Here is a 21,615-nt window from a genome sequence, read left to right as displayed (position 1 = left end):
TTCCCACAGCAGGAACACAATTTCAGGTGGAAACCAGCGCTCTGCTTTCCATTGAAATTGCGGAGTTTTTCCACGGCAGACGGTGTGTCGGGACCCAACACGCCGCCGGGCCGCAGTTTCAATTGAAACTGCGGCCCGACGCAAACTGTGGTCCGACGCGGGGGGTCAGGCGTTGGCGAGGGCCTTGAGGGCCTCGGCGCGGTCCGTGCGCTCCCAGGGCAGGTCGATGTCGGTGCGCCCGAAGTGGCCGTAGGCCGCGGTCTGGGCGTAGATCGGCCGCAGCAGGTCGAGGTCGCGGATGATCGCCGCCGGGCGGAGGTCGAAGACCTCGTTGATCGCCGACTGGATGCGCGCCGGGTCGACGTTCTCGGTGCCGAAGGTCTCGACGAACAGGCCCACCGGCGCGGCCTTGCCGATCGCGTAGGCGACCTGCACCTCGATGCGGCTGGCCAGCCCGGCCGCCACCGCGTTCTTGGCCACCCACCGCGTCGCGTACGCCGCGGAGCGGTCCACCTTCGACGGGTCCTTGCCCGAGAAGGCGCCGCCGCCGTGGCGGGCCATGCCACCGTAGGTGTCGACGATGATCTTCCGGCCGGTCAGGCCCGCGTCGCCCATCGGGCCACCCACCACGAACCGGCCGGTGGGGTTCACCAGCAGGCGCGTGTCGGAGGTGTCGATGCCGAGGGCCCCGATCTCCGGGCCGACCACCTTCTCCTTGATGTCGACGGCCAGCATCGAGTCCAGGTCGATGTCGGCGGCGTGCTGTGTGGACAGCACCACGGTGTCCAGGCGAACCGGCTGGTCACCGGCGTACTCGATGGTCACCTGCGTCTTGCCGTCCGGCCGCAGGTACGGCAGCACCCCGTCCTTGCGGACCCGGGTCAGGCGCCGCGACAGCCGGTGCGCCAGCGCGATCGGCAGCGGCATGAACTCCGGAGTGTCGTCGCAGGCGTAGCCGAACATCAGGCCCTGGTCGCCGGCACCCTGCTTGGCGATCTCGTCGATCACGCCCTCGACGCGGGACTCGTGCGCGACGTCGACGCCCTGCGCGATGTCCGGCGACTGCGAGCCGATGGCGACGTTCACGCCGCAGGAGTTGCCGTCGAAGCCCTTCGCGGAGGAGTCGTAGCCGATCTCCAGGATCTTCTCCCGCACGATGGTCGGGATGTCCGCGTAGGCGTCGGTGGTCACCTCGCCCGCGACGTGCACCTGACCGGTGGTCACCAGCGTCTCGACCGCGACGCGCGACCGCGGGTCCTGGGTGAGCAACGCGTCCAGGATCGAGTCGCTGATCGCGTCGCAGATCTTGTCCGGGTGGCCTTCGGTCACGGACTCACTGGTGAACAACCTGCGACCGGTGCGCAGGTCCGACTGCTGACTCACAACTCTCCCTGAAATTCCTTGGAAAAGACTCACCGCAGTGGCCTGACGTGCGAGGTCAGCCTACTGCCGGGACAGCTGCCGGTTCACAGCGTCCCACAATGTGGCCGCCAGCCGGGACTTCGCGCCGAACGGGATCGGCTGCTCGGTGCCGTCGCCGCCCAGCAGCCAGCCCGAGTTGTCCTCGACCTCGAAGGCCTGCCCGTCGCCGACGGTGTTGACCACCAGCAGGTCGCAGCCCTTGCGGGCGAGCTTGGCTCGGCCGTGCTCCAGCGCACTGGTGGTCGGATCGCCCGTCTCGGCGGCGAACCCGACGATCAGCGACGCCGCCAGCTTGTCCGCGTTCCGCGCCTCGACGAGCTCCGCGAGGATGTCCGGGTTGCGGGTCAGCGCCAGCGGCTCCGGGTCCTGATCGGTCTTCTTGATCTTGTGCCCGACGTGCGACACCGGCCGGAAGTCCGCGACCGCGGCGGCCATCACGACGGCGTCCGCGCCGTCGGACTCGGCCAGCATCACCGACCGCAGCTCCTCCGCGGTACCCACCCGGATCACCCGGACCCCGGCCGGATCGGGCAGGTCGGCGGTATGCGCGGCGACCAGCGTGACGTCCGCGCCGCGGTGCGCGGCGACGCGCGCCAGCGCGTAGCCCTGCCGGCCGGACGAGCGGTTGCCGAGGTAGCGGACGGGATCCAGCGGCTCGCGCGTGCCACCGGCGGAGATCACCACGCGGCGGCCTTCGAGGTCGCGCGGCAGCGCACGCGGCTCGGCCAGCAGCAGCCGGGCCAGGTCGACGATCTCGGCGGGATCGGGCAACCGGCCCTTGCCGGTGTCCGCGCCGGTCAGCCGGCCGCTGTCGGGCTCGGCGACCACCACGCCGCGGCTGCGCAGCAGCGCCACGTTGTCCTGCGTCGCCGGGTGCTCCCACATCTCGGTGTGCATCGCCGGGACCATCAGCACCGGGCACCGCGCGGTCAGCAGCGTCGAGGTGAGCAGGTCGTTCGCCTGCCCGTGCGCCGCACGAGCCAGCAGGTCAGCGGTGGCGGGCGCGACGACGACGAGGTCGGCCTCCTGGCCGAGCCGCACGTGCGGGACCTCTTCGACGTCGGCGAACACGCCGGTCTCCACCGGCTGCCCGGACAGCGCCTCGAAGGTCGCGGCGCCGACGAAGCGCAGCGCGGCCTCGGTCGGGATGACCCGGACGCGGTGGCCGGACTCGGTCAGCCGCCGCAGGACCTCGCACGCCTTGTAGGCGGCGATGCCACCGCTGACGCCGAGGACCACCCGCGGGCGGCCCTCGGTGTGTTCGGTCGTCACTCGCCTTCGGTGTGCTCGAGCACGCCCGCGTGGATCTCGCGGAGCGCGATCGACAGCGGCTTCTCCCGCGGACCCGGCTCGACCAGCGGCCCGACGTACTCCAGCAGGCCCTCGCCGAGCTGCGCGTAGTAGTCGTTGATCTGCCGCGCCCGCTTCGCGGAGTAGATCACCAGGGCGTACTTGGAGCTGACCTGCTCGAGCAGGTCGTCGATCGGCGGGTAGGTGATGCCCTCGACGGTGTTGGTCGACGGGCTGCTGTTGAGCGCAGCCAGCGCGCTGGGGGTGCTCACGTGAGTGGCTCCTGCTCCTCGTGGATGTCTGCTGGGGCGGTGACACGGCTGGCGGCCCGGCCGGGAACCCGGTCGACGCCGGGTCGGCGCGGAACGCGCGAGGTCACTGCTCGCGGCCAAGAATCAATCGTAGCAATTCGCTGGTAGCGGCCTGCACATCGGCGTTGACGACCGACGCGTCGAACTCCGATTCGGCCGCCAGCTCCTCGCGCGCGGTCGCCAAGCGCCGCTCCACGACCTCCGCCGGCTCGGTGCCGCGACCGGTGAGCCGGTCCACCAGCACCTCCCAGGACGGCGGCAGCAGCATGACCAGCTGCGCCTCCGGCATGGCCGCCCGCACCTGGCGGGCGCCCTGGAGCTCGATCTCCAGCACGGCCGCCCGGCCGGCCGCCAGGGCCTCCTCGACCGGCTTGCGCGGGGTGCCGTAGAGGTTTCCCGCGTAGCGGGCGTGTTCGAGCATCTCGCCGGCGGCGATCATCCGCTCGAACTCCGCGGTCGAGACGAAGTGGTAGTGGTCGCCGTCGACCTCCCCGGCGCGGGGCGCGCGGGTGGTCGCGGACACGCTGAAGTAGATCTCCGGGGCCTGCCTGCGCACCTCGCTGAGCACGCTGGACTTGCCTACGCCGGAGGGCCCGGAAACGACGGTGAGCCGAGGCTCGCCCTGACGGACGGTCCTCGGCTCAGCGCCGGTTTGTGCGTCGATCACTCGCCGCTGAACTCGGAGAGCAGCGCCTTGCGCTGCCGCTCACCCAGCCCGCGCAGTCGACGGCTGTTGGCGATCTCCAGCCGCTCCATGATCTGCGAAGCGCGGACCTTGCCAACGCCGGGAAGGGCTTCGAGCAGGGCGGAGACCTTCATCTTGCCCAAGACCTCGTCGTTGTCGGCGGTCTCCAGGACCTCCGCCAGCGTGGTTCCACCTCGCTTGAGGCGCTCCTTGAGCTCAGCTCGGGCGCGACGGGCGGCAGCCGCCTTTTCCAGAGCTGCTGCCCGCTGCTCCTCGGTCAGCTGGGGAAGGGCCACCATGTCCTCCGTGATGTGGGGTTTCTCTTGATCGGTGCGGGCGACGGTACCGAGTCCGCTCCACCGGGTTCCACTTGGGTCCCCGTTTTTGTGAGCAGGATTCATCCGCTTCGCCGCCCAGACCCGCCTGGTTCCGCTCGTACGAGGCGCGCACGAGCACGGGGCCGTTGCAAGTACTACCAACAAAGCCGCTGAAGTGCACTAATCTCGGCCAAAACTCTTCGAATGTGTCCGATTTCCGCACAGTTGAGCCACGCCGATGGCGTCCTCGCAGGTCACACCGGGGTGAAGTACCCCTCATTCGCGAGGTGATCAAGAACTCCCGCCGCTTCCGCTACGCGGAAGTTCCGCAAAAGTTCCGGACGGCCGACCGCCGCCGCGACGGCGGCGGCACCCAGGGCCGCAGCCGGACGCCGATCAGGCCCGGCGACGACGGCGGCAGGGCCCCGGACCTGGGATGACGGCACGTGACCAATCGCACACCGCCCGGATCCGCGGACACTACGCGGCGGGAAGGGTCTGCAGGGCGGCTTCGGTCGTTCGCTTCGCCGCGTCGCAGCTGGTGCCGACCTCGATCGGCGCTCCCGATCGCACGAGGGCGCTGACCAGAAGCGATCCCGCGTCCGCCACGTCGACCACGAACGTGCAGCCCGTGGCGTCGTTGACCTTCGCCGCCGGGTAGCCGCCGATGTCGAGCTTCTGGGCGCGCGGCTGGGCCTCGGTGAACTGCTGGAACGTGCGCTCCCGGTCCGCCGCCACGAAGACGCCCCAGCCCGGGCCGCCGGGGGTGCCCGACCCGTACTGGCAGCCCGGCTTGCCCGCGTTCTCCCCCGGCTTCGGTTCTTGGTCCAGGCCAAGGGTTCTCGCCTGGTCCGAGGTGAGCAGCGAGCACAGGTCGCCGGCTTCGAGCGACTTCGCCGCCGCGGTGCGGGTGGAGCCGTTCGGCGGCTGCTCGGCGGGAGTCGCGCCGGAGCTGCAGCCCGCCAGCAGAAATCCGGTCGCGATCGCGCCGGCCGCGATTCCCTTGCGCACGGTCCGCCTCCAGTCCGAGATTGCACTGCGAGCGGAACACTGCCACAGGAGCCGAAATTGGCACAACCATTGCTGCGCCATCCGGTTCGCCGCCTGCCGGGAACCGGGAATTTCCTCGTCAGTCGTCGTTGTTGCCGTTGTTCTCCAGCCGCTTTTCCCAGTTCTTCTGCCGTTCTTCCCAGCGCTTCTGGCGCTCTTCCCAGTGCTGGCCCGGCTGGCCGGCGTCCTCCTGCCCGGCGTCGGGAGGCGGCGGCTGCGGGGTGACCGTCACGATCACCGGGAGCGGCGGCGCGGGCGGCGGGATGGTGCGCACGTCCGCGGCGACGCGGTCCGCCGCGGCGAGGATGACGCGGGCGTTGTCCGGGTTGAGCTTGCCCTGCGCCTGCGCGGTGGCGATCTCGCGGTTCAGCTCGCCGAGGGCCGCCTCGGCGGCGGCTCGGTCGTTGGCCAGTGCCGCGGTCTTCACCGCTTCCACCTGCGCGATGAGCTGCCGGCGAACCTGCGGATCGACCGGCTCCGGCGCGCTACCGCAGCCGGCGAGCAGCAGCGCGAGCGCGGCGAGGAGGGCGCGTTTCATTCCCGGACCAGCCTTTCCAGGTTGGCGAGATCATCGGGCAGGCGAGCGACCCCCGCCGGCCCCGATTCCGGCGGCAGCGTCGGTGCGACGGGCGCTGCCGGCAGCGAGAGGAACCCGATCAGCACCACCAGCAGCACCAGCAGTCCGCCGCCGGCCAGCAGCAGCGGCCGGCGGTTCCGCCGCTTCTGCAGCTCGGCGACCGGGAGGTGCTGGGTGACCGGCCGGTTCGGCGGCTCGGCGACCGGGAGGTGCTGGGTCGTCGGCCGGTTCGGCGGCTCGGGCGGCCGTTGCGGGGCGGCCGGAATCCGCGGGATCACCTCGGTCGACCGGCCGCTGAGCAGGTCCGCGCTCTGCGCGGCGGTCGGCCGCCGCTCCGGTGCGGCGGCGGTCATCGCGATCAGCGCCCGGTGCAGGTGCGCGGGAATCCCGACCGGTACCTCCGGCGCGCGCACCAGCCTCGCCACGGCGCTTTCCGCGCCCGCACCGGGATATTCGACCCGGCCGGTGATGCATTCCAGCAGCACCAGGCCGAGCGCGTAGACGTCGGCCGGGTAGCTGACCTCGCCGCCGCTGACCTGCTCCGGCGCCATGTAGGTGGCGGTGCCGACGATGATCCCGGAACTGGTCATCCGCGCGACCGCGGCGGCCAGCCGGGAAATGCCGAAGTCGGCCAGGAAAGCCGTGCCGTCGCCTGCGATCAGCACGTTCGACGGCTTCACGTCGCGGTGCACGATCCCGTTGTCGTGCACGTGCGCCAGCACGTCGGCCAGCTGCCCACCGAGGTCGGCGACGTGCTCCGGCGGCAACGGGCCCGCGGCGATCGCGTCGGCCAGCGTCCGGCCCTCGACGAGCTCCATGATCAGGTAGAGCTCGTCCTCGCTGGCGCTGAAGTCGTGCACGGTGACCAGGCCGGGATGGCTCAACCCGGCGAGGATCCGCGCCTCCTCGGCGAACCGCTCCCGCCCGGTGGCATCGGCACCGGAGCGGAAGACCTTGGCGGCGACGACGCGCTGCAGCCGGGTGTCCATGGCCCGGTGCACGTCGGCCATCCCGCCGGTACCCAAGCGGGCGCCCAGCCGGTAACGCCCGCCCAGCAGAGGTGCCTCGCCCATCAACCCTCCGAACAGCCGGTCACCGGGAAAACCCTAACGGACCGACGGTCCGCGCCTGTTCGGGCCGCAGTGCCCAGGCCGATCGGGGTCAGGCGAACAGGAAGACCACCGCGGTGAAGGCGAAGCCCAGCGAAATCAGGTAGCCGACGATGCGCACGGCACGCCTCAACGAAGGTTCAGGTACACGGTCTCGACCAGATCCGGGGCGTTGATCAGGCGGAACTCGAGGACCGAGTTGTCCGCGAACTGGATTCCGAAGAACTCCACAGGCTCGCCGCCCCGACCGCGCTCGGCCGAGGTGAACCGGCCGACGTGCGGGATCGGGATCTCCCACCAGGTTTCGATCGGGCCGGCCGGGTGCTGCGGGGCTCGCGGCTGATCATCCTCGACCTTCGCCCTGCCCTTGCCGAACAAGCCACCCAGCAGCCCGGAAGACTCCTCGCCCTCCGGTGCTTTCTGCTGTTCAGCGGCCTTCAGCGCATCGGCGCGGGCATCCGCCTCCACGATCACCGCAAGCCGGCGGTTGCTGCACGCCAACCAGGAGAAGTGCTTCCCGCGACTCAGCGCGTCCCCGCACTGCGCGGCCGCTCGCCCCGGGTTGTCGGTGTGGAACCAGCCCCACACGGCCGGGTCGTGCACCCACTCGTCCGCCATGAACTCCCCCGCCGACAGACGGGCGTTCACCAGCGGCCACGGCGGCTGCAAGCCGTCGTCCTGCTGCGGAAGGTACGGAACCTGCCGGGTGTTGCCGAGCGTGGCGCCGAACCAACCCGGCTTGTGCTCGCCTCCCACGAGGAAGATGAGCTGCTCGCCGGGCGCGCACCAGCCGTCGGTGAGCAGGCGTAGCACTTTGGACCGATCCCTCATCGCTGGCCCTCGTCAGATTCTTCCGTGGGACATCGCCGCCAGCCGCTGCGCGGGCTTCTCATCGCGCGACGGGCTGATCTCGATCCCCGAGCCGTCCGTGAACTGCACGCGCAGGTACCAGGCCTTGTTCGAGGTGTAACCGCGGCCGAGTTTGCGCTGGTACGCGCTGACGTCGGCGATCGCAGGCCGCTGGATCTCCAAGTGCGCGCTGGCCGCCGGCACCGGGACGGCGACCCCGGGCTCGTACTCGGGCTTCGACGCGACGATGTCCCGGACGTCGCGGGCGAACTTCATCGCGCCCTTCCCGAACTTGAGCGCGCCGCCGAGGACGCCTTTCGACTCCTCGGCTTCCGCGGCCTCCTCAACGACTTCCTGGAAGGTCAGCCAGGACAACCGGTTCGAGGTCAACACCCAGAAGCCGTGCACGGCCTCGGCGGGAATGCGGGACAGCTCCGCGACCGCCATGCAGTCCGGGGCCGGACCGAACACGACGCCCGCGGGCCAGGTCTTCAGGTCGGAGTCGGTGTCCCCACCGGTGACCGCATCGAAGACCCCGCCCAGGACGCCTCCGGCGGCGTCGCCGATGCCGAGGGCGGCGCGCGCGCCCCACCCCTTCTTCGGCTTCCCCTTCTCGTCGAGCCCCTCGACGTCGAAGAGGTAGCTGTGCTGCGACCGGAGGCACCACAGGATGGGCTCCCCCGGCCGGCACCACTGCTGGCGAGCCGCCAGAACTTCGATCACGAGAAGCCCTTCTCCTGCGCCGATTTCCGCTCTTGTTCGTTCATCTGCCCGGTGACCTGATCCTCACCCTTGCCGTAGGCGTACTCGGCACCCTGCTCGATCGCCGCGTCCGTTGCCGTCGCGGCACCTTCCTTGAAGATCGCTCCGGTCAACCGCGTCGACCCGCCGAGCGTACTGGTCAGGAACCGCTGGGAAAGGTTGCCCGCCAGCGCCTCGGAGCCGGTCACACCCTGCATGAACCGGTTGCCCGTGGTGGTGGCGAACGTGCTCCCGTCAGCCCTCGTGAGGGTGTTGAACAAGGGGTTCGAGTCGAGCTTCCGCGCCACGAACTGGGAAACCTTCCCACCGTTGCGCATCTCGTTCATCTTGTCGATGACCTTGCGGAGCTTGCCGACCTCTCGCACCTTCTGCAGCAGCTCTTCCAGCTTCTGGAAGAGCTTGTAGAGCTTGCCCTGGATCTGAGCGATCCGGCCACCGACCCGAGCGCCCTGGCCGGCGACCTGCGCAGCCGTTCCGGCGCTGGCCGCGCCGACCGAGGCACCGGCGGTGATCCAGGATGCAGCCAAAGCGGCCAGCCACTGGACGATCAGGCCGATGATCAGCTCGGTGACGACGGAGATGAAGAACTCGACGAACATGTCGAAGATGTCCGCGATCATGTCCAGCGTGCCCTTGAGGTCGCGGACGTCCGCGGCCAGGGCCTTCGTGCCTTCGCCGAATTCCGTCATCTGCTTGCGGAAGGCGTCGCCGTCCTTGCCGACCCAGGTCTCCGCCGTGCCCTGCGCCCGCTGCGGCTCCTGCTCGGCGACCTGGTCGAGCCACTTCGCGACGTTCTCCCAGCCCTCGCCGGTGGCGCGCATCTGCTCGGGGTCACCGATGGCGAACTCGGCCAGCTCGATCAACGGGCTGAGCACGATCGACACGAGGAAGCCCAGGCCGTTGTCCATCAGCGCTTGGCCGGGGCTCGCCAGGCTCTGCAGCACCTCCGCCCGCGCGGACACGGTGGCCACGCCCCACTCCGGCGGCGAAGACGCGTCGGCGAGGTCCTGGCCGGCTGACACCCAGGACGAGCCGCGGCCCGCAGCCTGCTCGAACCAGTTCTTCGAGTCCCCGTCGCCCTTGTTGAGGCTCTGGAGGTCTCCCGGTCCCTGCGGCGCGCTCATCCGCCCAGCCCCTCTCCGGCCTTCTTCAGCATCTCCGAGATCTGCTGCTCGGTCTCCGCGTAGTCCTTGACCGTCTCGTCCAGCGATTCCTTCATGTGCTGCAGGAATTCCTGCGCCTTGGACGCCAGGTCCTTGCAGGAGTCCAGGCTTTCGAAGTACTTGCTGCTCAGGCCCACGGCGTCGCCGATGGGACCGAAGCACTCGTCGTCGACCTTGGCCTGGTGGAGCAGGTCGGCGAGCTGGCCGAACTTGTCGGCCAGGCTCTCGCACCCCTGGCCGTGGCCGGTCAACGTGCCCGGCGTCATCTTCAAATCAGTCAAGACAGCACCCCCTCAGCGAAGAAACGAGCCCGCAGAGGAGTCGTCATCGGAATTCCGCCGCGGTGATCACTTGGACGTTGCGGCACCTGCAGACGGTTCCCAATCAATGGTAATCAATTTCGCAACTCAGAAGATATGGGCGCTTCTTCCTCAATGTTCGATTTGTTCGATACGGGATCGAGTATCAGCAGAACAAAACGGACAGCAACGTGCCACTGTCGTCCACCTCCGACTAGGGCACAATTTCAACACCGAGCCGATACAATGCCGGAAAACAAACCAAATTTCCGATTCCGCACTTGGGATGGGTGGCCGCCATCGCAAAAGACGTGTCACCGCAAGGCTGCTCGGCCGTGGCTAAATGAAGCCCTTAACGTGGACCTTGGCGCTCACCTCGATGATGGAGCCGTCCGCGAACCGGTTCACCGAAAAACCGGACCCATCCGTGGATCGCCCTTTGAGGCTTCCCGTCATCTCCGCGAGGCGGTCCCTCGGGCACTCCCAGAGTGTCACCAGTTCCGTTCCGCCGATCAAGGACTCGGAAAGCTCTGCCACTGCGTTCATCGCGGAGCGAGCCTTGCCGAACAACCGCCCGAAACCCTTGGCACTCTCATCGGAATTCCCTGCCTCTAGGGCAGATTCCTGCCCCGGCTTGCCCACGATGGCGGCATCGGCTACGACAGCGATGCGGCGATCGGTACCGACGAACCAGGCTTCCGGTCCGGCCGCGACCAACAGGTCGGCGCATTCGACCGCCGCGCGCCCGGGCGAGTCGGCCTGGATCCAGCCGCGGATGGTCGGGTCGTGTACCCACTCGTCACCGTGGAAGCGCCCTTGCTGGACCAAGTCCGTCGGGTAGAGCACTTCGCCGAAGTCGACGTCGAAGTCGTGCGAGCGCGATGGGCGGTACGGGGCTTGGTGGCGGCCGGCGATGGTGGCACCGAAGTGCAGCTGTTCTCGGTTGCCGCCACCGTACCGCTGCAGCTTCTCCCCCTGCTGCAGCCACCCGTCTTCCACGAGCTTGACGAGCTGCTTTTCCGATTTCATACCCAACACCTACTCCCGGCCGAAGGTCATGGCCAGCAAGCGATCGACCTTGCCCGCGTTGTACGAGCTGCTTCCGGGCGAAGAAAGGTCGATGGTGGACCCGTCGGTGAGGGCCACGCGCAAGAACTTCCGCTCCTGCCCCCTCGCCTTGTACTCGGCGGCGTCGATGTTCGAGATGATGTTCCTGGGGAACTCGGCGTGCACCGTCAGCCCCGGCAGCTCCACTGTGCGGTGCTGCTGATCCACAGCCGCGTCGCCATCGCCGGGATCACCGCTGCTCTTCTTCTTCAGGCCACCCAACAAGCCGCCCTCGGCGCCTGCATCCGGCTTCTTCTCGGAGAATTCGAGCAGCCCGAGCCGATGGGACGTCAAAATCCACACGAACTCGCGCCCGCCCTTGTCGTTCACACCACTGGCCTGCCACTGGCCCAAGTGCGAAGCAGCGAAGCAGTCCCGGTTCTGACCCGATACGATCGCCGTCGGAACGTTCGGCGTGTTGTTGCCGCTATCTCCATCCGAAGGGGAGATAGCCTCGAGCGCGAGCCCTGCGACACCGCTCGCGACGCCCCCGAGCACCTTGCCCGCGGTCCACCGCTTGTCGCCCCGTTCATCGAGTCCGGCAACCTGGTAGAAGACGTACTTCGCCTTCGCTCCCACCGACTTCATGGGGTGGCACCACAGGATCCGTTCGTCGGGAGAACACCAGAACGCTCGGGCGGACAACACGTCTATCACGAGAACCCACGCTCCTGAGCCTGGTCACGTTGCTCGTCCGACAAATCCCCTCGGAACCAGCCCTTGCCGGTGTCGTACACCGCGTTCGCACCCTGTTCGATCGCCGCGCCCGTCACCACGTCGGTACCGGCAGCCATCGCTGCTTGACCGAAGGTGGCCTTGCCACCCAAGACACCGGTCAGCACATGCGAGGTCGCCGTGCTGGCCAGCCCCTGAACGCCCTTGAGGTCCTTCACGAACTGATCGCGTTCCGCCTGGATCGCCGCCTTGGCATCACCCGACGCGTTCGCGATGCGGTCGTCGAAGTTCCGCAGCGTACCGGCGTGCTGCTTCTCCACGTCCTGAAGGAACTTGCCCCCCTTGGTCGTGAGGTCACTCCCGTCCGCCTTGGTGAGGAACTTGGCCACCGGGTTTGAATCGATCTTCCGCGCGATCGCCTTCTGGATCATGTTGCCGTCGCGCATGTCGTTCATCTTGTCGATGACCTTGCGGAGCTTGCCCGCCTCACGGAGCTTTTGCAGAAGCTTCTCGATCTTCTGGAACATCTGGAAAAGCTTGCGCTGCACCTGCATGACACGCATCGTGATGCGAACTCCGGTGGCCCCGACCTGGACCGCGGTCCCGGCGCTCGCCGCGCCGACCGAGGCACCGGCCGTGATCCACGACGCAGCCAGGGCCGCCAGCCACTGGACGATCAGGCCGATGATCAGCTCGGTGACCGTCTGGATGAAGAACTCGACGACCATGTCGAAGATGTCCGCGATCATGTCCAAGGTGCCCTTGAGATCGCGGATGTCCGCAGCCAGGGCCTTCACTCCGTCGCCGAACTCCGTCATCTGGTTGCGGAAGGCGTCGCCGTCCTTGCCGACCCAGCTTTCGGCCGTCGCCTGCGCCCGTTGCGGCTCCTGCTCGGCGACCTGGTCGAGCCACTTCGCGACGTTCTCCCAGCCCTCGCCCGTGGCCTTCATCTGCTCGGGATCGCCGACCGCCCATTCGATCAGCTCGATCAGCGGGCTGAGCACGATGGATACCAGGAACCCCAGGCCGTTGCTCATCAGTGCCTGGCCAGGACTGGTCAGCAGCTCCAGCTGTTCCATCCGCATCGAGACCATCGCCGCGCCCCACTCGGGCGGCTCCGAGGCATCTGCAACGTCCTGGCTGGCACCCCACAGGGACGAGCCGCGGCCGGCTGCTTGGTCGAACCAGTTCTTCTGGTCGCCCTCGCCCTTGTTCAGGGTCTGGAAGTCGCCCGGCCCCGGCGCGCTCATCCGACCAATCCCTCCCCAGCCTTCTTCAGCATCTCGGAGATCTGCTGCTCCGTCTCGGCGTAGTCCTTGACCGTGTCGTCCAACGACTGCTTCGTCTTGACGAGGAATTGCTGCGCCTTGGACGCGAGGTCCTGGCATTCGTGCAGGCTGTCGAAGTAGATGCCGCTCAGGCCGACGGCGTCGCCGATGGGGCCGAAGCACTGGTCGTCGACCTCGGCCTGCTGGAGCAGTCCGGCCAATTGGCCGAACTTGTCGGCCAGGCTTTCGCAGCCCTGGCCGTGGCCGGTCAGGGTTCCCGGCGTCATCTTCAAGTCAGTCAAGACAATCCCTCTTAGTGCAGGAAGGAGCCCGAGGAGAAGTCGTCATCGTCGTAGTCCGCGCTCCGCTGCGGCCGCTGCGGCTGCGGTGGCGTTGCCGGACCCGCCGACGGCGGGCGGGTCGGGGCGGGCGGCGGCGTGGGGCTTTCCTGCTCGGGCGTCTCGTCCACGGCGGTCGGCTTGATCGCCACGCCTTCGACGTTGAACGCCTCCTGGAACTTGTCGAACTGGTCGCCGAGGATCGGCGCCACCACGTCGTTCATCTGCTCCGCCGCGATCGCCGTCGCCTGGCGGATGGTGGCCATGATCTGCTGCTGCAGTTCGTTGGCGGACTGGCGCACCGCGTTCGGCGCCAGGCGCAGGTCCAGCACCGCTCCCGACGGCGCCACGGTCACCGTCACCGACCGGTCCTGGCTGCTCGCCGTGCCCTGCATGTCCTGCATCTTGGACTGCAGCTCCGACGCCTTCTGCGCCTGCTCTTCGAACTTGCGCATCATTTCCTGGATGCGCTCAGACGCGCTGTTCACCGTCTGCCCCCTTTAACTTCCGATCCGTTGGGGCCGAGACTATCCGACCGGCCACAGCCCCTCGTGTCGTTCGAAAATCCGTTCCCGCGAGCAAATCAGCCGCGGGCGTGCAGCCTGTTGCCGAAACGGACACGCCGCGCAATTTGCACGACGACCACCACGATCATCAGGCTGGACGCGGCCATCAGCCCCATCAGGACGTGCTGCCCGGTCTTGTCGTAGCGCTCCGGCAGGACCACCGACGTCGGCCCCGTGCAGCGGACCTCGGCGGCACCGGAGAACCACGCCGGTTCCGGCCCCGGCAGCCGCGCGCTGCGGAGGCTGTTCGCCGGGCGGTCGGGGACGAATTCGCGCGCCTCGCCGGCCTCCGGGACCACCTGGCACTTCACGTACTCGTCCCGGTGGGCGGCGAGCCCGAACGGCTGCCCCCGATCGAGCTCCACGCGCGCGACCGGATCGGCCGTGGCCTCGCCCTGGCCGACGGTGCCGGACCAGATCGCGGCGCTGGTGGAGACCAGGAAGTAGCCGCCGGTGACCAGCCAGACCAGCACCAGGACGACGATCCACCGCAGCACGCGAGGCGGTTTCTTCTGCGCAACAGCGCCATTCGTTGCGGGATGCACGCGAACTTCGTACCAGACACCGGTTTCCCGAGCGGCCGAGGCTCGAACCGCCGGATTCCCCTCCGCCGGGCGACGTCCGGAGCCGCGTGATCGCGAAGGGCGCCGCCCGCCGGCATGGCCGGTCGGCGGCGCCCTTCACCTGGAACGAATCAGCCCTGGAGGAGTTCGGTCACCTCGTCGCGAATCCTGCGGGCCGTCGAGCGGAGGCCGTCGACCGTCGGGCCGTGGCGCAGGACGTCGCGGGCCGTCGCCGGGAGGACGTTCGGCAACGCCTTCCCGAACACCGCCCGCAGGCTCTGCACCGTCGCGCCCTGGGCGCCCAGGCCCGGGGCCAGGATCGGGCCGTTGAGGCGGGAGAAGTCCAGCTCCTCCGGGCGGATCGTGGCTCCCGCCACCACCCCCACGTGCCCCATCGGCTCCGTCCCCGCGTTGGTCTCCGCCGCCGAGTCCACGATGTACTGGGCGACCGAATCGCCGCTGCCGTGGATCGACTGCTGCAGGCCCGCGCCTTCCGGGTTGGAGGTCCGCGCCAGCACGAACACCCCGCGCCCCGTCTGCTCCGCGATGCCGATGGCCGAGGCCAGCGAGCCGTAGCCGAGGTACGGCGACACCGTGATCGCATCGGCCGCCAGCGGCGCGTGCTCGTCCAGGTAGGCCATCGCGTACGCCGTCATCGTGGAACCGATGTCGCCCCGCTTGATGTCCAGCAGCACCAGCGCACCGGCCTGCTGTGCCTCCCGGATCGTCTTCTCCAGCACCGCGATCCCGGCCGAGCCGTACACCTCGAAGAACGCCGACTGCGGCTTGAGCACCGCGACCTCACCGGCCAGCGCCTCCACCGCGGTCATCGCGAACCGCTCCAGCGACTGCGGGTTCTCGTCGAGGTCCCAGGCGTGCAGCAGCGACGGGTGCGGATCGATGCCGACGCACAGCGCGCCGCGCGCCCGCACCGAATCCGTCAGCCGCTGCCCGAAGCTCGCCCGCAGCGGATCGGTCATCGCTGCTCACCGCCTTGCCGCAGGGCCGCCTGCAGTGCCTGCAGGGGCCGGACGCCGATGTTGCCCTGGATGGCGGCCTCGATGCCCTGCACCGCCGCCGCCGCGCCCTGCACCGTCGTGATGCACGGGATGTCGCGGGAGACCGCCGCGGTGCGGATCTCGTAGCCGTCCACGCGCGGGCCCGGGTTGCCGTACGGGGTGTTGATCACCATGTCGACCTCACCGGCCTTGACCAGCTCGACGATGTCGCGGCCATCGCCGTTCTTCTCGATGTGCTTGCGCACCACCGTGGACGGGATCCCGTTGCGGCGCAACACCTCCGCGGTGCCGCTGGTGGCCAGGATCTCGAACCCGAGGTCCGCCAGCCGCTTGACCGGGAACACCAGGGAGCGCTTGTCCTTGTTCGCCACCGACACGAACACCCGGCCCGAGGTGGGCAGCGAGCCGTACGCGCCGGCCTGCGACTTGGCGAAGGCCTGCCCGAAGGAGACGTCGATGCCCATCACCTCGCCGGTGGACTTCATCTCCGGCCCGAGCAGCGAATCCACGCCGACGCCCTCGCGGGTGCGGAACCGGTGGAACGGCAGCACGGCTTCCTTCACCGCGACCGGCGCGTCGACCGGCAGGTCCGCGCCGTCGCCCTCCGCGGGCAGGATGCCCTCCGCGCGCAGGTCCGCGATCTTGGCGCCGAGCATGATCCGGGCCGCCGCCTTGGCCAGCGGCGCGGCGGTCGCCTTCGACACGAACGGCACCGTCCGCGAGGCGCGCGGGTTGGCCTCCAGCACGTACAGCACGTCGTCCTTGAGCGCGTACTGCACGTTCAGCAGGCCGTGCACGCCGATGCCCTGCGCAATGGCCTCAGTGGACTTCCGCACCTGCTCGATGTCCTGGCGCCCCAACGTGATCGGCGGCAGCGCGCACGCCGAGTCGCCGGAGTGGATGCCGGCCTCCTCGATGTGCTCCATCACGCCGGCGAGGTAGACGTCGGTGCCGTCGCAGAGCGCGTCCACGTCGATCTCGATCGCGTCGTCGAGGAAGTTGTCCACCAGCACCGGGTGTTCCGGGGTGACCTCGGTGGCGCGGGCGATGTAGTTCTCCAGCGAAGCCTCGTCGTAGACGATCTCCATGCCCCGGCCGCCGAGCACGTAGGACGGCCGCACCAGCACCGGGTAGCCGATCTCGTCGGCGATCCGCTTGGCGCCCTCGAACGACGTCGCGGTGCCGTACTTCGGCGCGGGCAGGCCCGCCCCGGCCAGCACGTCGCCGAACGCGCCGCGGTCCTCGGCCAGGTGGATCGCCTCCGGCGGCGTGCCCACGACCGGCACCCCGGCGTCGGCCAGCCGCTTCGCCAGGCCCAGCGGGGTCTGGCCGCCGAGCTGCACGATCACGCCCGCCACCGTGCCGGACTGCTGCTCGGAGTGCACGACCTCCAGGACGTCCTCGAAGGTCAGCGGCTCGAAGTACAGCCGGTCCGAGGTGTCGTAGTCGGTGGAGACCGTCTCCGGGTTGCAGTTGACCATGACGGTCTCGTACCCGGCCTCCCGCAGCGCCATCGCGGCGTGCACGCAGGAGTAGTCGAACTCGATGCCCTGGCCGATGCGGTTCGGACCCGAGCCGAGGATGATCACCTTCGGCCGCTCGCGCTGCTCGGTGACCTCCGACTCGGCCGCCGGGTCGGACTCGTAGGCCGAGTAGTGGTACGGCGTCCGGGCCGCGAACTCCGCCGCGCAGGTGTCGACCGTCTTGTACACCGGCCGCACGCCCAACCGGTGCCGCAGCGTGCGAACGCCGTCCTCACCAGCCAGTTCCGGCCGCAGCGCGGCGATCTGCCGGTCCGACAGGCCGGCCCGCTTGGCGCGCCGCAGCAACGCCGCGTCCAGCACCGGCGCCTCGACCAGCTCGCCGCGCAGTTCGACCCATGCCGCGATCTGGTCGACGAACCACGGGTCGATGCCCGAGGCCTCGTGCACCTGCTCCACCGAAGCGCCCAGCCGCAGCGCGCGCTCCACTGTGTACAGACGCCCGTCGTGCGGCGTGCGAAGTTCGTCCAGGGTGGACTCTGCGGTGACGCCCTCGGGGTCGGCCTTGGTCCAGAAACCGGCCGCCTTCGTCTCCATCGAGCGCAGCGCCTTGCCCAGCGCCTCGGAGAAGCTGCGGCCCACGGCCATCGCCTCGCCGACGCTCTTCATCGTCGTGGTCAGCTCCTGGTCGGCGCCCGGGAACTTCTCGAAGGCGAACCGCGGCACCTTCACGACCACGTAGTCCAGCGTCGGCTCGAAGCTCGCCGGGGTCTCGCCGGTGATGTCGTTCTGGATCTCGTCCAGCGTGTAGCCCACGGCCAGCTTCGCGGCGATCTTGGCGATCGGGAAGCCGGTCGCCTTCGACGCCAGCGCCGAGGACCGCGACACCCGCGGGTTCATCTCGATGACGACCATCCGGCCGGTGCCCGGGTGGATGGCGAACTGGATGTTGCAGCCGCCGGTGTCCACCCCGACCTCGCGCAGCACCGCGATGCCCACGTTGCGCATGTGCTGGTACTCGCGGTCGGTCAGCGTCATCGACGGCGCCACGGTCACCGAGTCACCGGTGTGCACGCCCATCGCGTCGATGTTCTCGATCGAGCAGATGACCACCACGTTGTCGGCGTGGTCGCGCATCAGCTCGAGCTCGTACTCCTTCCAACCGAGGACGCTCTCCTCGATCAGCACCTCGTGCACCGGCGACTCGGCCAGCCCGAAGGAGGCCATCCGCTCCAGGTCTTCCTCGGTGTGCGCCATGCCCGAGCCCAGGCCGCCCATGGTGAAGCTGGGCCGGATCACCACCGGCAGGCCGCGCTCGGCGACGAACGCCCGCACGTCCTCCATCGACTTGCACACCGCCGACTCCGGCACCTCGCCGCCGACGGCGCGCACGATGTCCTTGAACCGCTGCCGGTCCTCGCCGCGCTGGATCGCCTCGAAGTCGGCGCCGATCAGCTCCACGCCGTACTTCTCCAGCGTCCCGCGCTCGTGCAGCGCGACCGCCGTGTTCAGCGCGGTCTGCCCGCCGAGGGTGGCCAGGATCGCGTCCGGCCGCTCGGCCTCGATCACCTTCTCCACGAACTCCGGGGTGATCGGCTCGATGTAGGTCGCATCGGCGAACTCCGGGTCCGTCATGATCGTCGCCGGGTTCGAGTTCACCAGCGAGACGCGGATGCCCTCTTCGCGCAGCACCCGGCACGCCTGCGTACCGGAGTAGTCGAACTCGCACGCCTGGCCGATCACGATCGGCCCGGAACCGATGACGAGTACGTGCTTGATATCAGTTCGCTTGGGCATCAGCGCGCCTCACTCATCAGGTCGACGAACTTGTCGAACAGCGGCGCGGCGTCGTGCGGGCCCGCCGCCGCTTCGGGGTGGTACTGGACGCTGAACGCCGGGCCGTCGAGCAGCCGGAGCCCCTCGACCGCACCGTCGTTCGCGCAGTGGTGGCTGACCATCGCGCGGCCGAAGTCGGTGTCGAACCGCTCGCCCGGCTCGCCCTCGACGGCGAAGCCGTGGTTCTGCGCGGTGATCGCGACCTGGCCGGTCTCGACGTCGATCACCGGGATGTTGATGCCCCGGTGCCCGTAGCGCAGCTTGTAGGTGCCGCGGCCGAGCGCGCGGCCGAGGATCTGGTTGCCGAAGCAGATGCCGAACAGCGGCAGCTTGCGGTCCAGGGCCTGGCGGGTCAGCTCGACCTGCTGGTCGGTGGTGGCCGGGTCGCCGGGGCCGTTGGACAGGAACAGGCCGTCCGGCTTGACCGACAGCACCTCGTCCAAGGTGGACACCAGCGGCAGCACGTGGACCTCGATGCCGCGCTCGGCCATCATCCGCGGCGTGTTGGACTTGATGCCCAGGTCGAGCGCGGCCACGGTGAAGCGCTTCTCGCCGATGGCGGGCACGACGTAGGGCTCGGCGGTGGTCACGTCGCCCGCCAGCGAGGCGCCGACCATCTCGGCGCTCGCCTTGACCGCGGCGACCATCTCGTCGTCGGAGCCGAGTTCCGGCCCGGAGAAGATGCCGCCGCGCATCGCGCCCAGCTCGCGGACGTGACGGGTCAGGGTGCGGGTGTCGATGCCCGCGATGCCGACGATGTCCTGCCGCTCCAGCTCCTCGACCAGCGACCGGCGGGAGCGCCAGTTCGACGGGATGCGGGCGGGATCGCGGACGGCGTAGCCGGCGACCCAGATCTGCTTCGACTCGTCGTCCTCGTCGTTCCAGCCGGTGTTGCCGATCTGCGGCGCGGTCTGCACCACGATCTGGCGGTGGTACGAGGGATCGGTCAGGGTCTCCTGGTAGCCGGTCATGCCGGTGGTGAACACGACCTCACCCAGGGTGCGGCCCACCTTGCCGTAGGCCTCCCCGCGGAAGATCCGGCCATCCTCGAGCACCAGTGCGGCCGGGATGTGGTCGCTCATTTGTCCTCCTGCCGCGAACTCGCGGTCTCGTGTTGCGTCGGCTCGTCAGCGGGCGCCAGTGCCCGGACCGCCTCGACCCACTCGGTCTGCGTTGTCTTGTCGTCGCCGCGGAACCCGGTGTCCAGCAGCTGCTCGCCCAGCCGCCAGGTCACCACGACCAGGCCGGCACCGGGCACCACCTTGTTGGCCAGCTTGTGGTCCAGGCGGCTGTCCACGATGGACTCCGCCGGGATCCACACGTCGCTGGCCCCGGTTCGTCGCAGCAGCAGGCCCGCGGCGTGCAGGTGCGCGGTGCCGTTGGCGCGGTGCCCGATGTCGCCGACCGCGATGCGGTCCTGCCAGTCGGTCGCCTTCGTGGTGCCGACGTACATGCCGGTCGCGGCGGGCAGCAGCTCCTCGCCCGGTTCGGCCGGCGGCGCCGGGAAGTCCGGCAGCTCGGCGGCCTGGCGGCGCGCCCGGCCGGTCCAGCCCCGCCGCATGCCGAAGAACACCAGGGCGACCAGCGCGGCCATCCCCAGCACCCACAGGAAGCGTTCCATCAGCGCGTCACCTTGCCCTCGTGCGCGGTGAGCCGGCCGCGCAGCAGCGTCGCGACCACGCGGCCGGGCAGCCGCATGCCCTCGAACGGCGAGTTCTCGCCGAGGCTGGCCAGCTCCGCGGCGCGCACCGTCCACTCGGCGTCGGGGTCGACCAGCACCAGGTTCGCCGGCTCGCCCGCGGCGACCGGGCGGCCCTGGTCGGTCAGCCCGCCGATCTCGGCGGGCCGCTCGCTCATCACCCGCGCCACGCCGCGCCAGTCCAGCAGCCCGGAGCGCACCATCGTCTGCACGACGATGCCGAGCGCGGTCTGCAGGCCGAGCATGCCGGGCTTCGCCGCGGACCACTCGCAGTCCTTGTCCTGCGCGGCGTGCGGGGCGTGGTCGGTGGCCACGCAGTCCACGGTGCCGTCGGCCAGCGCCTGGCGCAGCGCCAGCACGTCGGCGTCGGTGCGCAGCGGCGGGTTGACCTTGTTGATCGGGTCGTAGGTCGCCAGCCGGTCGTCGGTCAGCAGCAGGTGGTGCGGCGTGACCTCGGCCGACACCCGCCCGTTCGACTTCCGGGACTTCCACCAGCGCAGGATCTCGGCGGTGCCTTCGGTGGAGACGTGGCAGACGTGCAGCGTGCCGCCGGTGTGCCCGGCGAGCAGGCAGTCGCGCGCCACGATCGCTTCCTCCGCCGGCGCGGGCCAGCCGGCCAGGCCCAGCCGGGCGGCGTTCGCACCCTCGTGCGCCTGCGCGCCCGCGGTCAGCCGCGGCTCCTCGGCGTGCTGCGCGACGACGCCGCCGAAGGACTTCGTGTACTCCAGCGCGCGGCGCATGATCAGCGGGTCGTGCACGCAGTGGCCGTCGTCGGAGAACACCCGGACCTCGGCGACGCTGCGGCGCATGGTGCCCAGCTCGGCGAGCTTCTCGCCCTTGAGCCCCACCGTCACCGCGCCCACCGGGTGCACGTCGACCAGGCCGACCTCGCGGCCGCGCCGCCACACGTGCTCGACGATCACCGCGTTGTCGGCGACCGGATCGGTGTTGGCCATCGCGAAGACCGCGGTGTAGCCGCCGAGCGCGGCGGCCATCGAACCGGTCTCGACGGTTTCGGCGTCCTCCCGGCCCGGCTCCCGCAGGTGCGTGTGCAGGTCCACGAAGCCCGGCAGCGCCACGGCCCCGCCGGCGTGCACGATCTCGTCCGCATCGGCCTCGAGAGCCGGGCCGATCTCCGCGATCACCTCGCCGTCGATCAGCACGTCCACCGGCTCGCCCTCGCCGTACGGGCGGACGTCCTTCAGCAGCACCCGGCTCATGACTGGTCC

The 21,615-nt window shown here is 69.6% G+C and carries 24 protein-coding genes; 1 reads left to right on the top strand and 23 read right to left on the bottom strand.

The features are described from left to right. Nucleotides 1–165: 165 nt before the first annotated feature. The 5 genes from metK to mihF form a co-directional block, all read right to left on the bottom strand. On the bottom strand, nucleotides 166–1,347 hold the full coding sequence (gene metK, locus AC07FN_RS14925; protein ID WP_478396139.1) for a methionine adenosyltransferase: 1,182 nt from the start codon (nucleotides 1,345–1,347) through the stop codon (nucleotides 166–168). Between the two features lie 96 nt (nucleotides 1,348–1,443). Beyond that, nucleotides 1,444–2,694, bottom strand: coding sequence for a bifunctional phosphopantothenoylcysteine decarboxylase/phosphopantothenate--cysteine ligase CoaBC (gene coaBC, locus AC07FN_RS14920; protein WP_478396117.1), 1,251 nt, complete (start codon nucleotides 2,692–2,694; stop codon nucleotides 1,444–1,446). Beyond that, nucleotides 2,691–2,984 carry a DNA-directed RNA polymerase subunit omega gene (gene rpoZ / locus AC07FN_RS14915; RefSeq protein WP_010310991.1) on the bottom strand — a complete coding sequence of 98 codons (294 nt, stop codon included), beginning with the start codon at nucleotides 2,982–2,984 and terminating at the stop codon, nucleotides 2,691–2,693. The genes coaBC and rpoZ overlap by 4 nt, the downstream gene beginning before the upstream one ends. Nucleotides 2,985–3,087: 103 nt before the next feature. Continuing rightward, complete coding sequence (gene gmk / locus AC07FN_RS14910) at nucleotides 3,088–3,690, bottom strand: guanylate kinase (RefSeq protein WP_478396116.1); 603 nt, start codon at nucleotides 3,688–3,690, stop codon at nucleotides 3,088–3,090. Next, complete coding sequence (gene mihF, locus AC07FN_RS14905; RefSeq protein WP_029535742.1) at nucleotides 3,687–4,004, bottom strand: integration host factor, actinobacterial type; 318 nt, start codon at nucleotides 4,002–4,004, stop codon at nucleotides 3,687–3,689. The genes gmk and mihF overlap by 4 nt, the downstream gene beginning before the upstream one ends. 308 nt (nucleotides 4,005–4,312) lie before the next feature. Between mihF and AC07FN_RS14900 the strand changes: the two genes are divergently transcribed. After that, nucleotides 4,313–4,465, top strand: a complete 153-nt coding sequence (locus AC07FN_RS14900) for a hypothetical protein (protein ID WP_478396115.1) — start codon at nucleotides 4,313–4,315, stop codon at nucleotides 4,463–4,465. Nucleotides 4,466–4,505: 40 nt separating this feature from the next. Here AC07FN_RS14900 and AC07FN_RS14895 read toward each other — a convergent pair whose 3' ends face one another. The 18 genes from AC07FN_RS14895 to AC07FN_RS14810 all read right to left on the bottom strand — a co-directional run bounded on the left by AC07FN_RS14895 (nucleotide 4,506) and on the right by AC07FN_RS14810 (nucleotide 21,606). Further along, nucleotides 4,506–5,036 carry a DUF3558 domain-containing protein gene (locus AC07FN_RS14895; protein ID WP_478396114.1) on the bottom strand — a complete coding sequence of 177 codons (531 nt, stop codon included), beginning with the start codon at nucleotides 5,034–5,036 and terminating at the stop codon, nucleotides 4,506–4,508. Between the two features lie 118 nt (nucleotides 5,037–5,154). Beyond that, a complete protein-coding gene (locus AC07FN_RS14890) occupies nucleotides 5,155–5,613 on the bottom strand; it encodes a hypothetical protein (protein WP_478396113.1) in 459 nt (152 codons plus the stop codon). After that, nucleotides 5,610–6,725: a serine/threonine-protein kinase gene (locus AC07FN_RS14885; protein WP_478396112.1), complete on the bottom strand. Its 1,116-nt coding sequence runs from the start codon at nucleotides 6,723–6,725 to the stop codon at nucleotides 5,610–5,612. The genes AC07FN_RS14890 and AC07FN_RS14885 overlap by 4 nt, the downstream gene beginning before the upstream one ends. A gap of 165 nt (nucleotides 6,726–6,890) precedes the next feature. Beyond that, on the bottom strand, nucleotides 6,891–7,592 hold the full coding sequence (locus AC07FN_RS14880) for a hypothetical protein (protein WP_478396111.1): 702 nt from the start codon (nucleotides 7,590–7,592) through the stop codon (nucleotides 6,891–6,893). 12 nt (nucleotides 7,593–7,604) lie between these two features. Then, nucleotides 7,605–8,333 (bottom strand): hypothetical protein, encoded by a 729-nt coding sequence (locus AC07FN_RS14875; RefSeq protein WP_478396110.1) that lies wholly within the window; start codon nucleotides 8,331–8,333, stop codon nucleotides 7,605–7,607. Next, entirely contained in the window at nucleotides 8,330–9,496 is a 1,167-nt protein-coding gene (locus AC07FN_RS14870; RefSeq protein WP_478396109.1) for a WXG100 family type VII secretion target, read from the bottom strand. Before AC07FN_RS14870 ends, AC07FN_RS14875 begins: the two co-directional genes overlap by 4 nt. After that, nucleotides 9,493–9,816, bottom strand: coding sequence for a hypothetical protein (locus AC07FN_RS14865; protein ID WP_235884119.1), 324 nt, complete (start codon nucleotides 9,814–9,816; stop codon nucleotides 9,493–9,495). The genes AC07FN_RS14870 and AC07FN_RS14865 overlap by 4 nt, the downstream gene beginning before the upstream one ends. Before the next feature lie 357 nt (nucleotides 9,817–10,173). Next, nucleotides 10,174–10,863: a hypothetical protein gene (locus tag AC07FN_RS14860; protein ID WP_478396108.1), complete on the bottom strand. Its 690-nt coding sequence runs from the start codon at nucleotides 10,861–10,863 to the stop codon at nucleotides 10,174–10,176. A 9-nt stretch (nucleotides 10,864–10,872) separates the two neighbouring features. Next, nucleotides 10,873–11,529: a hypothetical protein gene (locus AC07FN_RS14855; RefSeq protein WP_478396107.1), complete on the bottom strand. Its 657-nt coding sequence runs from the start codon at nucleotides 11,527–11,529 to the stop codon at nucleotides 10,873–10,875. A 65-nt stretch (nucleotides 11,530–11,594) separates the two neighbouring features. Continuing rightward, complete coding sequence (locus AC07FN_RS14850) at nucleotides 11,595–12,866, bottom strand: WXG100 family type VII secretion target (protein WP_478396106.1); 1,272 nt, start codon at nucleotides 12,864–12,866, stop codon at nucleotides 11,595–11,597. Further along, a complete protein-coding gene (locus tag AC07FN_RS14845) occupies nucleotides 12,863–13,186 on the bottom strand; it encodes a hypothetical protein (protein WP_478396105.1) in 324 nt (107 codons plus the stop codon). The genes AC07FN_RS14850 and AC07FN_RS14845 overlap by 4 nt, the downstream gene beginning before the upstream one ends. A gap of 11 nt (nucleotides 13,187–13,197) precedes the next feature. After that, entirely contained in the window at nucleotides 13,198–13,710 is a 513-nt protein-coding gene (locus AC07FN_RS14840; RefSeq protein WP_478396104.1) for a YbaB/EbfC family nucleoid-associated protein, read from the bottom strand. A 95-nt stretch (nucleotides 13,711–13,805) separates the two neighbouring features. Continuing rightward, the gene (locus AC07FN_RS14835; RefSeq protein WP_478396103.1) at nucleotides 13,806–14,285 is read right to left on the bottom strand and encodes a hypothetical protein; all 480 of its coding nucleotides are present in this window, start codon (nucleotides 14,283–14,285) and stop codon (nucleotides 13,806–13,808) included. Nucleotides 14,286–14,482: 197 nt separating this feature from the next. Further along, on the bottom strand, nucleotides 14,483–15,331 hold the full coding sequence (gene pyrF, locus AC07FN_RS14830) for an orotidine-5'-phosphate decarboxylase (protein ID WP_478396102.1): 849 nt from the start codon (nucleotides 15,329–15,331) through the stop codon (nucleotides 14,483–14,485). Continuing rightward, a complete protein-coding gene (gene carB / locus AC07FN_RS14825; protein WP_478396101.1) occupies nucleotides 15,328–18,648 on the bottom strand; it encodes a carbamoyl-phosphate synthase large subunit in 3,321 nt (1,106 codons plus the stop codon). Before carB ends, pyrF begins: the two co-directional genes overlap by 4 nt. Further along, nucleotides 18,648–19,769: a glutamine-hydrolyzing carbamoyl-phosphate synthase small subunit gene (carA, locus tag AC07FN_RS14820; protein WP_478396100.1), complete on the bottom strand. Its 1,122-nt coding sequence runs from the start codon at nucleotides 19,767–19,769 to the stop codon at nucleotides 18,648–18,650. Before carA ends, carB begins: the two co-directional genes overlap by 1 nt. Further along, nucleotides 19,766–20,308 (bottom strand): PH-like domain-containing protein, encoded by a 543-nt coding sequence (locus AC07FN_RS14815; RefSeq protein WP_452619123.1) that lies wholly within the window; start codon nucleotides 20,306–20,308, stop codon nucleotides 19,766–19,768. Before AC07FN_RS14815 ends, carA begins: the two co-directional genes overlap by 4 nt. Beyond that, a complete protein-coding gene (locus tag AC07FN_RS14810) occupies nucleotides 20,308–21,606 on the bottom strand; it encodes a dihydroorotase (protein ID WP_478396099.1) in 1,299 nt (432 codons plus the stop codon). Before AC07FN_RS14810 ends, AC07FN_RS14815 begins: the two co-directional genes overlap by 1 nt. Between the last annotated feature and the right edge of the window lie 9 nt (nucleotides 21,607–21,615).

The sequence above is a fragment of the Saccharopolyspora sp. NPDC045941 genome, from assembly GCF_056431445.1.
Note: the sequence above shows the minus strand (reverse complement) of the source record. Positions and strands in the feature narration are given on the sequence as shown.